Genomic DNA, 14,696 nt, shown 5'->3' with positions numbered 1-14,696 from the left:
TGAAAAGAATAGGCTGCTCGTATTATGGCAATATAATAAAAACAAAAAGGAGAGATTCCCTTGATAAGAACGATAGCGGATTCCATTGTGGAATCCCTTCTGAACGCCGGCGTGAAGCGAATTTACGGCATTATCGGCGATTCGCTCAATGCCTTGCTCGATGCGATCCGTCGTTCCGGAAAAATAGAATGGATCCATGTCCGCCACGAAGAGGTTGCAGCGTTCGCGGCGGGCGCGGATGCCACCCTCAGCGGAGGAATCGCCGTATGTGCAGGTAGCAGTGGACCAGGTAATTTGCATCTCATTAACGGATTGTACGATTGCCATCGAAACCGAGTGCCAGTACTTGCGATTGCCGCTCATATTCCGAGCAGTGAAATCGGCAGCGGCTTTTTTCAAGAGACCCGTCCGGACATGTTGTTTCAGGAATGCAGCTTCTTTTGTGAAGTCGTAACCGGACCGAAGCAAATGCCTCGAGCGGTTACGATGGCGATGCAAACCGCGACGGCAAGGTCGGGAGTGTCTGTCTTAGTTCTTCCGGGTGATGTAGCCGCTTTCGAATACGACGAAAGCCCCGTTCCGGAACGCGTCATCCATTCCACCCGGCCGAATGTCTGCCCTTCTACAGATGAATTGAAGACGCTTGCCGACTACTTAAACAAAGGCAAGAGGATCACCTTGCTGTGCGGTGCCGGCTGCGCGGGAGCTCATGCTTCGCTCATGAAGCTGTGCGAGAAGCTGCAATCCCCGATGGTCATAGCGCTGCGAGGAAAAGAATATCTGGAATACGACAACCCGTATTCCGTCGGATTAACCGGCCTCATTGGATATTCTTCCGGCTACCACGCCATGATGGAATGCGATGTCTTACTCATGCTGGGTACAGATTTTCCATACCGGCAATTTTATCCGCAAGAAGCGACAATCCTTCAGGTTGATTTGGATTCCTCCCGACTAGGCCGGCGAACGACGCTCGCATACGGGGTGTGCGGAGACGTGAAGACGACGGTCGAAATGCTGTTACCCCTGTTAAAGGAACCGCACTCCCCTGATCATCTGCAGCACTTTGCCGCACATTATGCCAAAGTCCGCGAGGAACTGGACAATCTTGCAGATCCCGGCCGAGCACCTATTCATCCGCAATTCCTCATGAAGGTAATCAGCGATCTCGCAGATGAGGATGCCGTTTTGACTTGCGATGTTGGGACGCCGACTGTGTGGGCTGCCCGATACTTGAGCATGAATGGAGAAAGAAGGCTTATTGGCTCGTTTAACCACGGGACAATGGCGAACGCCATGCCTCAGGCGATTGGGGCGCAGGTTGCACAGCCAGGACGCCAGGTCATATCGCTGTCGGGGGACGGGGGACTCACCATGCTGCTCGGAGATCTATTGACCCTTCGTCAGCATAAGCTCCCGATCAAGATCGTTGTCTTTAATAATGGTGCGCTTGGATTCGTGGAATTGGAAATGAAAGCAGCCGGATTTTTAGAATTCGGAACGGAACTCGACAATCCAAACTTTGCGGTACTGGCTCAAGCCATGGGAATCGAAGGAATCCGGGTCGAGGATCCGAATGACTTGGAAAGCGCCGTTCGCCGAGCGCTCGAACACAGCGGTCCGGTAGTGCTGGACGTCGTCGTCAATCGTCAGGAGCTGGCTATGCCGCCGAAGATCAACTTCGAGCAGGCACGCGGATTTACGATGTGGATGCTGAAAGCCGTTTTGAACGGGCAAGGCAACGAAATCATCGAACTGGCGAAAACCAATCTCCTTCGGTAATAAATAGGAGTACTTTGAAGTGGTGTCAGAAGTCAGAAATATTGTCCCATTCCCGAGGGAGAGGGAGGGAATATCAGCTTTTCTAAAGATTCCTACAACTGACTGCACACACTGCCTTGGTCGTAAGCGTAAAATAGCCCCATCTGATTGCCAGGTAGGGGCTATTTTACGTTTACAAATATGGCTAAGTAATCATCATTGTTGATTACTATCAAAATGAAGATCGCCTTTGCAACTATTTAAAACCACACTACTAACTATTGTCGGGTGACAAGAACATATATCGTTTGCCGATTGAGGACAAGAACATATATTGTTTTACGTAAATGAAGACGGTTTTCAATTAGAGTTAATTTCGTCGCTTTTTCGCTTGAGTCAAAACTGAACTCATGGTAATAAATTCAGGGGGCAGGGAAGTTATACCTTGAAAAAATGATGCATACTAAGTAGTGGGGTTAAGCTAACGGGCAGATTAGTTATAGATTAAGCGCGGAGAGAACCCTACCACAAGTAACGGCAAGTTTTTGCTCCATGCGATTTCTTATAAAGTTTGGATCTTTCGGGCGACACGTTCCCCAAGCTCGGAGGATGCCTGGTATAGGTAGCCGAGCACGATGTTTTGCGTTTCGGGGGATATGCCAGCAAGATCGACAGCCAGGTTATCTACCAAGTGTTCTTGTTGCAATGGGGCAAGAACACGATAATACTGACCGGCTTGCGCGAAGTCGTCTTGCTTGGGCAACTCGGACCGTACAAGGTGACCTTCCACGAATCTCCCGTTGCCGCTGGTCACAAGGGAATCAGGCGTCCAGTTCTGCTGATGATTAATCGGAATCTTGCGGAAATCCGGACCAAGCCGCCGTCGCTGCGAATCCCAATAAATGTTTGCGCGCCCCTGCAGGATCTTATCGTCCGACAACTCTGCACCATCCAGCAGGTTGGAAGGGGAGAAAGCCAGCTTTTCTACTTGCTCCATGTAATTATCCGGATTGCGGTTTAGTAGCATTCTCCCGACCGGTAGCAAGGGATATTGCCGCTCATCCCATACCTTGGTATTATCCAAAGGATCATAAGGGAGAAAGGACTCGTCTTGGGGGTTCATCAGCTGCACGTAAAGCCCATATTCAACCGTTTTGCCCGCCTTCAGTGTATCGTATAAGTCCTTGCCGGCATAATCCGGATTCTCGCATGCGAGCCGGGCTGCTTCTTGGCGGTCAATATACTGCACACCCGCAAGAGGCATCCAATGATATTTCACGTAAGTGCGGACACCTTGCGCGTTTTTCCAGACGTAAGTATTGACGCTGTGGCCCGGGATGTGGCGAAGACTCTTGACAGTACCCGCGTCGGAGAAGAGCTGGACAAGAAAGCTTGTGGATTCCGGTGCTCGGGCGACGAAGCTCCAAAATCGTTCCGGATCGATGAGGTTGTTGACGGGTGACGGCAGGAAGGCGTTGATAAACTCAGGAAAGCGGACGGCGTCTCGGATAGAGAACACGGGGATATGATTACAGACAAGATCGAACACACCATGATCCGTATAGAACTTGGTGGCGAGTCCCCACACGTTACGGGAAGTATCCGGCGTGCCTTTATTGCCGACGGCTAAGGAGAATCTTACCGTGACGGGGACCTGATGACCCGGATTTTGCAAGAAACAAAGCTGTGTGTAAGCCGTCATGGCATGTACGGTCTGAAAGTAGCCGAATGCTCCATAACCTTTGGCATGCACGGGCCTTTCCAACGATTTCGAATGGATGAACGCCTCCAGCTTTTCATGCAGCACGTTGTCCTGTTCCAATACAGGGCCTCGTTCGCCCACCGTCTGCGAATGAAAAGCAGCCTGAGTATCTCGTGACCATTTGTTAGGGCGAGTTCCATTGTTTTCGTTCATCTCTCAACCTCCCATACCGGCATGCGAATTGTTTAGATATATCAAAAAGTATGATGAACTACATGCGAATATGACATTGCGGCTTCCGACGAGCTTACCGTAGTTGGCGTGGCGGGACACACTCGGCGGAAAAAAAGAGGATATGAAATTCCCCATCCTCTTTTTTGACGAAAGGGCGGAAATAAAACATTGCTATTGAAAAAATAGTTATTTAAGTAACGGGAAACTATAGCTTAATAAACAACTAAGACGCGGCTACCGGCATCGATCGGTAGCTGCGTTACGCTAACGGGCAGGTTAGTTTAACCGTATACCGAAGATGCATCCGTACTTAAAACATTGTAATGTTCATGCTAACGTTATTAACTGTATTCGCCTTGACTCTAGCGCTGCGTGATGCTTTATCCTGTTGAGTCAGGAGGTGACATTAAAATGCAGACGGTAGGGACGGTATCAAATTATACCGGTATTACAGAAAGAACTATTCAATATTACGATATATTAAAGGTTCTTTCTCTACACCGGCATAATGGTATTCGAATACTATTTGAAAAAGATTTAAATGCCCTGCTTAAAATAATGACCCTAAAGATGTTGAATACCAAAGTAACGACGATAAAGAAAACCAATCTAGCGGAACTGGATTTCAACGAAATTCTCATTAGCCTTGAGCAACTAGGACATCATTTAAATGAGGTTATGATTTGTCTTGAAAAATTGCAAGAGGAAAAATCGGAAGAAGGGTTATTAACTGCGTTAAGAATAGTGAACGAATTTATTAATTTATATGTAAATAAGAGGTGAGAGTAATGAATCTACACATCGAAGATACGCTGCAGCATTATGAAAAGCTGTTTACAATGGTTGAATCAAAAAGAGAAAACTTTTTTCGTTATACGATGATGAGGCCTTTTGAGCGTATGTGGAATATCATCAATGTCCCTATGGTGGCCACACAACCAGGTGGATATGATGTAATTATGGCCTCGAAAATGTTGGGTTTTCTGGATGGAAAAGAGACGAGTATAGGACAAGCAGGTTTAGAGAAATTAAAGCAAATTGATATTAACCATATCGCGGAGAAATCGACCCTACATTGTATTGACGTAATGGCAAAGGCGGGGTTAGAGGTAAAGGCGGATACACTACACTTTGGTGCATACCTAGCAGACCCTCAAAAACTTGCTTATACAAAAGGGTACACGGGTTTTGGGGGGATACCAGGTTATATTCAGCTTATTATTTACCCAAATGATTATAACATACCTAAAATTCCGTCTATTATTGCACATGAATTCCATCATAATGTTCGGTTTTCATATTTTGATTGGGATCATGGCAACGTGACAGTAGGCGATTACATTATCATAGAAGGACTGGCCGAATCCTTTGCAAGCGCCCTCTATGGTAAGGAGATGTCGGGTCCATGGGTTAACTTCGATGAAGAAGATTTAATGTACTCTATCGAGGTTATTCGCCAAGCGTTAGATATTAAAGGGTTTGCAGAAGTTAGCAGCTATATGTTTGGTGACGATATCGCAAAAGAACAGGGATATCATCCAGTAGGACTTTCTTATGCTGCTGGGTACGCAGTTGGCTACCACACAGTTCAAGAGTTTTTGAAAAAAACAGGCGCTACGATTTATGAAGCTACGCGCTTGTCGTCAGCAGAGATCATTAAAGATAGCAAAGTGTTTTGAATATTTGTTCAGGCCAAGGGATTAAACTAACGGAGAACGATAGCGGAGGAGCTTGCAGCGATCCGGCTCCTCTTTTCTTATTGAAGTAACGGGCAGGATAGATCAATCACTTTGCGAATACATCATGCATAAAAGTTAACGAAAGGGTGGTGGGGGAGTAGCTGCTGAGGTTTACTTTTTTTCCTTTATCCGTTGAGAATGAGTATTCTAAAGCCTAGGAGCTAAAACTTTCCTCGGGAGCGTGAATCTTTTAGACGCTAGAGTCATAAACTCAAATATGTCGTCTAGGAGAGGATGTTGTTCGTGTTTCCTTATCAATCGGGGAATTATCCAATTCCAAATCCTTATTACCGGTTCGTGTCCCAGGGGCAGTATTACAACCCCTATTCTGACACTGGATGGCCTTGGTGGCATTATCCCATAGAATCGAAGGGAAGCTACCGGTATTCTCCGCCTCAGCTACTTACCTTCGTACTTGTGCATGGCTCCTGGGCGGATGCACACTTCTGGGACGGCGTAGCTGCTGAATTGCGCAGTCAAGGGCACACAGTATATACGCCAGAATATGCAGGTCACGGATCAGATCCAAATAAAAAAGTCACGCATGCAATGATTACGAAATCAGTCGTTGATTATATAAAACAGTTGAACTTGCACGACATTATTCTCGTTGGGCACAGCTTCGGTGGCACAGTCATCCAAAAAGTTGCGGAACAGGTACCCGATCGTATCAAGCGTCTGGTCTTCTGGGATGCATTCGTATTGAAAGATGGAGAATCGGTTGCTGACGAGTTGCCGCCCCAAACGAGACAAGGTTTTGAACAGCTCAGAACCATGTCGAAGGACGATACGATTATGCTTCCGTTTGAGCTGTTTAGGGCTTTGTTCGTAAATACAGCCTCCACGGAGGATGCCAAACTGTTCTATAAAAGTGTCTCTCCTGAACCAGCTAAACCACTTTTCGAGAAACTGGATCTTAAAGCGTTCTACGCGCTGCCAACCCCAAAAAGCTATGTATATTTCTATCAAGATAATGTATTGCCTCAAGGAGAGGGCTACGGTTGGAATCCCCACATGTCAACACGACTCGGTCTGTTCCGTCTGATCGTTGGCGATGGGGACCACTTTACGGATACGCGCACAAGGCCAGCTTATTTGGCGCTGAAGATTTACGAAGCAAGTCGAGATTAATCTGCTCAAGCGTATATAATCGGCAACTGTCGGTGACGAGAACATATTGTTTTATTTAAATGAGGACGGCTATGGATACTCCTTGTCGATCATATTCATTATATAAAAACCGAGGAACTGCTGGGTAATATCCAGAATCCTCGGGTTTTTATTCTTCCTATGAATTACTACTTGAGCAAATCCTAACGGGCAGATTAGCGCAACAAATCACTTGTGATAAACGCGATATTTATATGTCACATTGAAGATCAGATACCATCGACGATATGATTGGAATGCAAGGATCCTTGCTTTGACAGCTCATCTTCATCATTCGTCATTTGTTTGACAGTTTAGTGGGATCAATTCCTTGCGGGAAAGTTTCTTCAAAGCAATTCTTCTTTTCGTATAAGTCATACCAAGCTTCTGCAATATGATCTGGATCTCCAGCAGTACCTGCCTGTATGAATGTTCCGATTGATAGATGTCCGACATAAATGCCTTTTTCTTTTAATTCATTGTAAAGGTTTGTTGCATAATTGCGAAGACCGGACATGACGATTCCGACATTCCCAATAGACGGCAATGGAAACATTGCAGATAAGCCTGTTGTAAAAAGAATCGCTCCCGAACGATTCTTTATCATGTCGGGTAATACTTCATTGACAGCAAAAATCGCAGGCAGTATATGACCATTTACTTGTTCTAAGACGTTTTCAGGTGTTGTTTCTAACACATGTCTGAAAATACCCGGTCCTGAATAAGGACTATATTCGAGCACATCAATACGGCCAAAGTCTTGTTTAGCAGCTTGTAAAGCTTGCTTGAGAGCTGGCAAATCCGTAACATCTGCGACATAAGGTGCCTTTCAATAGGCCACGGGGAATACAGCTTTGGATAAAGAGGAAATTGCCAAGAAGGTCGCATTGGTAGTAGTTAATGGGTTTCGTTCTTCTGTAAGTTCGTTAAGCTAACGGGCAGTAGAGCGTAATAAACCGGGAGCAGACGCCGAGGCATTGCTCCCAGATTTGAAGCTCCAAGACATGAAGGCAGCCGTTATAATGTCAGTTCCATCAACCAGGCAGCAAGGGCTACGCCAATCTCATCAGGTGAGTCTTCCTGGGGATAATGACGTCCACGAACGGTGATCTCGGTTTGAACTGGCCAGGTACGGCAGAAATCAACATGAGTTGACGGCATCGTGCCTGGATCACAGTTGACGAATAGTTTTGGAATCGAGCTCTGTGCGAACCACTCGCCATAAGTGGTGACAATGTCAGTCACATCAGCCGGATCGCCATCAAATGGAAGTTGTCGCGGCCAGGTTAGTGTAGGACGGCGTCCTTCACCGGGCTGCGAGAATGGCCGACGATATTCTGTCATCTCTTCCTCCGTCAACTTACGCAGAATACCGATTGGAAGGTTAGTCTCAATGAAAGAGTTTTGTTCTAATACCATCTGTTCACCTTCCTGGGATCGCAATGCCTGGAAGATTTTTCGTCCCGATTCAGGGATCTCGCTCCAGCTACGAGGTTTTATGATTCCCTCCATGTAGGCGATTCCTTTCACGGCCTCCGGATGGCGATACGCCCAATCAAATCCTAGGGCCGACCCCCAATCGTGCACAACAAAGGTAACTCGTTGGCGAACGCTAAGTCGATCCAAAAGGGCATCGAGATAACGACGATTCTCGACAAAGGTGTAAGAGTCGGGTCCACTATTGGGAAGTTTCTCGGAGTCCCCCATACCAATGAGATCAGGAATAATGCAGCGACCGAGATTTTGAGTATAAGGAAGAATGTTCCGCCAGAGATAAGAGGAAGTAGGGTTGCCATGCAGGAAAACAATCGGATCACCACTTCCTACCTCCACGTAGGCCATCTCTAGATCAAACACCCGTTGACGCTTCTTTTCGTAGGGAAAAGACGCACTAATCATTCAGCATCTCACCTTTCATTTTCACTATGAATGCAAGTACATACTTTCACATTTTTGTTAAAGAACAGCCCCAATCGGAGCTGTTCAAAAAGAAACATAAATATTATTAGGGACTTAGCGCCTTAGTGAATAAACGTACGCTTTCTTCAATAAATTCGTTCAGCGTCTCTTCCGAAACCGCTTCTTTCGCATTTAGTCTACTGATAAAAGCTCCAAAATTCATCCACATGAAAGATAATGCTTGGATTTCAGGATTTGAAGTGACAACTTTGCCTTGTGATGACATGGTAGTTAGATATTCTGCGAGCAGATTTTTCAAATGCTTAGGGTTGTTGGAAGCCTCTTGAAGAACGGAATCAGGAAGAGTACTACTTCCTTTTAGTGAGATTGAAATTAGTTTTCTGTTCCTATTCATGATGTTATGGTACGTTCGGCTGAGTGTAAGAAGATCCTCATGCAGATTTCCTTTAAGACCCTCGTTAAATAGCTTTGTCATCTCATTGCCATAGTGAAACCGGTTGAAAGCGGCCTCAAGCAGTTTTTCTTTCGTTCCAAAATGCCGAAATATGGTGACTTCGTTCACTCCGGCAGCTAATGCGATTTCTTTGGTAGTTGTACTGTCATATCCTTTTTCGGCCATGAGGTTGATGGTTGCCAGTAATATTTTTTCGCCTGTAGTTGGATTAGCGCTCATGAATCTCCCCCTTTTTAATGCAAGTGCTTGCTTACATTTGTGCTTTCATTTTAGAATAAGTGTAACTAAATGTCAATAGAGAGGGGATTGGAACCGCCGTTTCGCAATAAAAGCAGTTTACTTCGATTGTTGCGCTAACGGGACACAAGAGTTGAGGAGCTTGCAGCGATGTGGCTCCTCTTTTCTTATTGAAGTAACGGGCAGGATAGTGTAATTCTATAAAAAGGAAACCTATACTCATTAATGACGTATAACCCTAAAAAAGGTGAATTAGGAAGATGTTTGAAGATAGAAGTCTACTATAACGAGTGTAGTGGTGGGATTGAATCAAGAGATGAATGAGTTACCAGAAAGAAGGAGAGGACAAATGATAAAAAGTAGATGGATAATAGGAGCTGTGCTATCTTCGTGTCTGCTGCTAACTTCCTGTGACGACAACAAAGCACCGACAGTGGCGCCGAATACATCTGAGGTGATCATGCCAAGCGCTGCTCAGTTAACCGTGCCAACAGCAGCAATAGACTCGCCCTCGAACAAGGCCATGATCAACTACGAAATAACCCAGAAAGTTGCAAAAGTGAAAGCAGATCTCCTCACGAACACTTACGGCACGAATAGCGTGCAGTACGCCATTATCGATCATGGAAATATCGTCGTGTCCGGTCAATCTGGCAAGAATGATGTGAAGGGACAGAAGCCACTTACGAAAGACACGATGTATGGGATCGGCTCGACGAGTAAAATGTTTACCACGGTTGCCGTCATGCAGCTGGTCGACCAAGAGAAAATCGATCTCGATACACCGATCGTCCAGTATATCCCCGAGTTTACGATGAAAGATGAACGATACAAGCAGATTACGCCACGCATGCTACTGAATCATTCTTCCGGCCTGAACGGATCGTCGGCGACTGACGCCGATTTATTCGAAGATAACGATACTTATGCCCACGACACACTGCTAGAGCAACTAGCAGGACAGACCTTGAAGGCGGACCCGGGTGCTTATTCGGTGTACTGCAATGACGGATTTACACTGGCCGAAATTCTGGTCGAGCGTGTCAGCGGTATGGACTTTACCTCCTATATCCATCGGTATATGACGGAACCTCTTGGTATGGCTAATACGAAGACGCCGCTTGATTCTCCGGATTCAGCGAAGATGGCGGGGCTCTATTATCCTACCTACATAGGACAACTTCCCAACCAGACGGTTAACTTGATCGGAGCTGGAGGTATTTATTCCACTGCGGAAGATTTGGCTGCATTCTCGGGAATTTTCACAGGGGAAGCGAAAGAAGTGTTGTCCGGCAAATCGGTTGCGGCTATGGCGCAAGACGAGTACAAAACACCTTTGTGGCCTGACGATGCGGACAGCTCGTTCGAATATGGTCTAGGCTGGGACAGTGTCAATCTGTATCCCTTCAGCGAGTATGGGATGAAGGCGCTGACCAAAGGCGGGGACACGCTTTTCTATCACGCGTCGCTTGTTGTGCTTCCCGAGCAGGACATGGCGGCAGCTGTCGTCACTTCTGGTGGGTCAAGCATGTACGACCAGCTCCTGGCTAACGAAATTCTGCTTCAGGCACTGAAGGAGAAAGGGACAATTGCTGAATTTAAGCATGAGAAGTCGTACGGCGCTCCGGTAAAGAATGATATGCCGGAGTCAATGCTGAAGTATTCGGGAATCTATGGTTCGTATATTGGAACGTCTAACATCGATATTAACGAAGGCGGCGTCATGTTCATCACTTCGGAGCAGTCGCCCGTTAATCCGTTCCAGATCTACGAGTATTCGGCGGATGGCACGTTCCGGAGTACGGACGGGAATACGATGATCAACTTCGTGACGAAGGAGAATGGCCGCACCTACTTATGGATTCGTCAATACGTTTCGGTGCCAGGTCTTGGGCAGACGGCTCAGTCAGAGTACAACGCCGAGAAGCTCCTGCCTCAAGATCTTCCGACAAAGACAAAAAAAGCATGGAAGCAACGCGATGGCAAGAAGTATTATCTGCTGAATGAGAAGTATACGTCACTCATTTATCTGGTGTTGCCACCCATCCAATTAAATGTGTCGAAACAATTGCCAGGGTACGTGTTAGACAAGCGAATAACAGGCCCGAATACGGCCGTCTCAGAATTGCAAATTCCGGGAATGAACGGTCGGGATCTCTCAGGTTTAACGTTCTTTACGCAGGACGGTGTTGAGTACTTGGAACTAGGCGGAAGAATCTTAGTGAACGAGGACGCCGTGAAGCCCATCAGCTTCGCTAAGAAGTCAATCGTTACGATTCCGTCGAGCGGATACGCCCAGTGGTATACGATAAGCGACAAAGACGGGGGCAAGACCGTTAAGGTGAACATGTCCACGAACGCCTCCTTCGCTGTTTATGATGCGAAGGGTACATGCATCTACTTCAGTGTCATAGGAGGCAAGGATCAGGTCGTCCTGCCTTGGGGCGGATCCATTGTTTTCGCTGGAGATGCCGGCACGAAGTTCGAGATTTCCGAGCAATAATGTAGCAATAGGTAATTCATGTGAACATTTAGCTAACGGGACACTATAGCTTAATTAATACGCGGCTGTCGGCATGGATCGGCAGCCGCGTTGCGCTAACTGGCAGTTATGCGTAACTTCCAGGGAATGTAAACATCTAAATAACGTAAGGAACGAGGAGGCAGACAATTCATGGGAGGAACGAATGTATGGGATGCGGAGTGGGAGGTTAACGAAGAGCAGGCGCGGACGCTGATCGGCAGACAATTCCCTCAGCTGTCATCGAAGCAAGTGAAGCGATTGGGCTGGGGCTGGGACAATACGGTTTTTCTCATCGGTGACGAGTACGTGTTCCGGTTTCCAAGAAGAACGATTGCAGTTGGCTCGATTCGTATGGAAGGGAAGCTGCTGCCGAAGCTGGAGGCATATATGACCATCCCCTATCCGAAACCGTTGTTTTATGGCGAAGCAAGTGACGAATACCCGGCACCATTTCTTGGCTATGCCTACGTGCCAGGAGATTTCCCAATCGGTTTGACGGAAGAACGCCGGGCTTTATCGGCAGAGACGCTGGCGAAATTTTTGCGGAGATTGCATGAGTTTCCGGTGCAGGCGGCGCTGAAGTGCGGAGTTCAGCAAGATCATCGAAACTTGACGGACATAGCATCGCGCAAAGTGAAATTGGAGGGCTTTCTATCGAAGGTGGTTGAACACTTGTCGCCGGAGGAGTCCGGTGTGATCGAAGCGTATATTAGCAGGCTGCAAAAGGACCGTGTCGAGGCGGTGAATGCACTGCTACATGGCGATCTTCATTTCAAAAATATGCTTGTGAATGAGAACGGGATCGTTTCCGGCATCATTGATTGGGGCGATCTGAGCGTAGGCCATCCGGCTTGCGATTTGAGCGTTGCTTATAGCTTTTTACCACCTTACGCTCGCGGCGTGTTTTTCGAAACGTACGGAGGAGCGGACGAGGAAACGAAGCTGCTGGCGCGGCTGATCGCGGTATACATCCCCATACTGATCTTAATGCAAGCGGTCGATGACGGGAATGAAGCGATTGCGGCAGAGGCGAAATCCAACATCATGCGGGCACTGTCGGATTAGGCTCATTATTTCGTTGCGGCTATGGGGCTATGGCTATCGGCACCATTTTGTCGTTTAAAGGCCGCGATAAGGTACGATCCGCCTTCTCTGATGCCGCTTTATGTTGAGGAACACGAAATTCAACAGAGTAAGTCGTTGCGCTAACGGGACACGTTAGTTAAACAAAACAAGGAGTAGATTGCCGTGGCAGCTGCTCCTTGTTTTATTAAGCTATTGGGCAGTATAGCGTGGTGGCAGACAGATGCTTCGCAGAAATATTGGAACAGTAAAGAACGGTTTAAAATAAATTAAAAATCTTCCATTTAGTGGGATATTATTGCATGATAATTAGAGCAATAGAAGTTTGATTTGAAAGAGGGGGGAAGAATAATGGAGTTACTCATAGATAAGGTGAATTCCGACAGGAAAGAAATATTAAAAAATCTAATGACGTTGCATTTACACGACTTATCCGAATTCATTGATAACATAAGTTTGAATTCGAATAATGGTCTTTTCGAATTCGATGTACTTGACTGGTTTTTTGAGAAAGAGGGGCTCACACCATTTTTTATTAACGTAAAAGGTGAACCGGTAGGCTTTATTCTATTACAAAGTGGTCCATTTTCAAATCAAGAATATGCAGATTATGTGTTGAATTCCTTCTTTGTTATCAAGAATCAGAGAAGGAAAGGGATTGGGAAATCTGCTTGTAACAAGTTCTTTGAAATGTATCCTGGTAGATATGCAATTGGTCAGGCACAAACCAATATTCCAGCAGTGAAATTTTGGAGGAACGTATATGAATCATATGGGGTAAATCCTTATGATAAAGAAGAAATTGAGGATGGAATTAAGATGGTATATCAATACTTTAAGACACATTCATCATTAAGCTAACGGGACACGATAGAGGGGCAGAATGCTGCGGCAGCTGCTTCTCTTTTTCTTTAACTAACGGGCAGATTAGTTGAAGTCGTGGTTACGTCATCCGTCTCCAGTCCAGGCGATAACGAGACTTTAGCCTGTTTTAGCGAGATGATCCTTCGCTTAATATGATGGTATGGAAAAATCATCTGATCGAGGTGGCTTGATATGACGTTAATCGATAGTCCGAGATTCAATCGACTGAGCGGGATCGTGCTCGCTTATTATGTTCTAGCTTCCGTCTTCGCGCTACTGCTTGGAATCGTGCAGCCGGCTACCGGCATCCCTGTGGTGATCATCCAGCTGACGCAGTTCGGGCCGATGCTGGCGGTACTTGTCGTTCTGTGGTTACTCCCTGGCTCTCGAGGGCTTGTTCGCCAGGCGGGACTCCAATCATCGAAGGCGGGCATTGCTCAATTGGGGGAAGCAGTGCTGATCGTGGTGGCGATTTTCGTGGTCGCGCTGGCCTGGTACGGATTGTCCGGCCATATGATCGACTTTACGAATCCGTTCGATCTGGCGCACCCGATATGGATCATCGTCATTGCGCAGTTCATCGGAGCGGCTGGAGAAGAGATCGGTTGGCGCTGTTTTCTGCAGCCCGCCCTACAGACCCGCATGGGCGTCCTACTATCCTCTGTCGTCGTCGGACTGCTGTGGGGCGTGTGGCATGTGGGGGTGTTCGCCGAGGGCTGGCTGTACGCAAGTTCGTTCATCTTGTTTGCCGTCTGTCTCTCGGTCATCCTCGGAGAGCTGCTGCGCGGCAAAAGACTTAAGTTGCCGACGGCCACGACGTTCCACGCACTGATTAACCTAGCGATGCTGCTATGGTTCAAGGAAGAGGGAGGAGACGCTTACGCGATGGCGACGATGGCGGTTGCAACCTTGATCGCTGCGGTGTGTGCGCTGATCGTTCACTCGGTTCGCACGGGCAGGGGAACGAGGAAAAGTAATAATACCTTCCCTGAATTGCGCTAACHGCTNDGRYANAGTATHNATSSGYAS

General features: G+C 46.9%; 11 protein-coding genes and 1 pseudogene. 8 read left to right on the top strand and 4 right to left on the bottom strand.

Going from position 1 to position 14,696, the window contains the following annotated elements; genetic code table 11:
* Positions 1-60: 60 nt before the first annotated feature.
* Positions 61-1,782 carry a ubiquinone-dependent pyruvate dehydrogenase gene (gene poxB / locus BVG16_RS31980; protein ID WP_078503202.1) on the top strand — a complete coding sequence of 574 codons (1,722 nt, stop codon included), beginning with the start codon at positions 61-63 and terminating at the stop codon, positions 1,780-1,782.
* A gap of 541 nt (positions 1,783-2,323) precedes the next feature.
* On the opposite strand, the gene BVG16_RS31975 is transcribed toward poxB, so the two are convergent.
* Positions 2,324-3,676 carry a catalase gene (locus BVG16_RS31975; RefSeq protein WP_078503239.1) on the bottom strand — a complete coding sequence of 451 codons (1,353 nt, stop codon included), beginning with the start codon at positions 3,674-3,676 and terminating at the stop codon, positions 2,324-2,326.
* Positions 3,677-4,108: 432 nt separating this feature from the next.
* Between BVG16_RS31975 and BVG16_RS31970 the strand changes: the two genes are divergently transcribed.
* From BVG16_RS31970 to BVG16_RS31960, 3 genes are all read left to right on the top strand, one after another.
* On the top strand, positions 4,109-4,480 hold the full coding sequence (locus BVG16_RS31970) for a MerR family transcriptional regulator (RefSeq protein ID WP_078503238.1): 372 nt from the start codon (positions 4,109-4,111) through the stop codon (positions 4,478-4,480).
* Positions 4,481-4,485: 5 nt separating this feature from the next.
* Complete coding sequence (locus tag BVG16_RS31965) at positions 4,486-5,376, top strand: DUF2268 domain-containing protein (RefSeq protein WP_078503237.1); 891 nt, start codon at positions 4,486-4,488, stop codon at positions 5,374-5,376.
* A 303-nt stretch (positions 5,377-5,679) separates the two neighbouring features.
* Positions 5,680-6,567, top strand: coding sequence for an alpha/beta fold hydrolase (locus BVG16_RS31960; RefSeq protein ID WP_078503241.1), 888 nt, complete (start codon positions 5,680-5,682; stop codon positions 6,565-6,567).
* 316 nt (positions 6,568-6,883) lie between these two features.
* Here BVG16_RS31960 and BVG16_RS31955 read toward each other — a convergent pair.
* The 3 genes and pseudogenes from BVG16_RS31955 to BVG16_RS31945 all read right to left on the bottom strand — a co-directional run.
* Positions 6,884-7,393 (bottom strand): annotated as a pseudogene (locus BVG16_RS31955) (SDR family NAD(P)-dependent oxidoreductase); the annotation flags it as partial.
* Positions 7,394-7,602: 209 nt separating this feature from the next.
* Positions 7,603-8,484: a haloalkane dehalogenase gene (locus BVG16_RS31950; protein WP_078503236.1), complete on the bottom strand. Its 882-nt coding sequence runs from the start codon at positions 8,482-8,484 to the stop codon at positions 7,603-7,605.
* A 106-nt stretch (positions 8,485-8,590) separates the two neighbouring features.
* The gene (locus tag BVG16_RS31945) at positions 8,591-9,178 is read right to left on the bottom strand and encodes a TetR/AcrR family transcriptional regulator (RefSeq protein ID WP_078503235.1); all 588 of its coding nucleotides are present in this window, start codon (positions 9,176-9,178) and stop codon (positions 8,591-8,593) included.
* A gap of 367 nt (positions 9,179-9,545) precedes the next feature.
* Between BVG16_RS31945 and BVG16_RS31940 the strand changes: the two genes are divergently transcribed.
* From BVG16_RS31940 to BVG16_RS31925, 4 genes are all read left to right on the top strand, one after another.
* Positions 9,546-11,699 carry a serine hydrolase domain-containing protein gene (locus tag BVG16_RS31940; RefSeq protein ID WP_144027559.1) on the top strand — a complete coding sequence of 718 codons (2,154 nt, stop codon included), beginning with the start codon at positions 9,546-9,548 and terminating at the stop codon, positions 11,697-11,699.
* A gap of 171 nt (positions 11,700-11,870) precedes the next feature.
* A complete protein-coding gene (locus BVG16_RS31935) occupies positions 11,871-12,785 on the top strand; it encodes a phosphotransferase (protein WP_078503234.1) in 915 nt (304 codons plus the stop codon).
* Positions 12,786-13,154: 369 nt separating this feature from the next.
* A complete protein-coding gene (locus BVG16_RS31930) occupies positions 13,155-13,664 on the top strand; it encodes a GNAT family N-acetyltransferase (RefSeq protein WP_078503233.1) in 510 nt (169 codons plus the stop codon).
* A gap of 195 nt (positions 13,665-13,859) precedes the next feature.
* Positions 13,860-14,669: a CPBP family intramembrane glutamic endopeptidase gene (locus tag BVG16_RS31925; RefSeq protein WP_078499088.1), complete on the top strand. Its 810-nt coding sequence runs from the start codon at positions 13,860-13,862 to the stop codon at positions 14,667-14,669.
* Positions 14,670-14,696: the final 27 nt, after the last annotated feature.

It is taken from the genome of Paenibacillus selenitireducens (assembly GCF_002021565.1).
GTDB classification, from domain to species: Bacteria; Bacillota; Bacilli; order Paenibacillales; family Paenibacillaceae; genus Paenibacillus_K; species Paenibacillus_K selenitireducens.
This window is presented reverse-complemented; position numbering and strand designations above follow the sequence as displayed.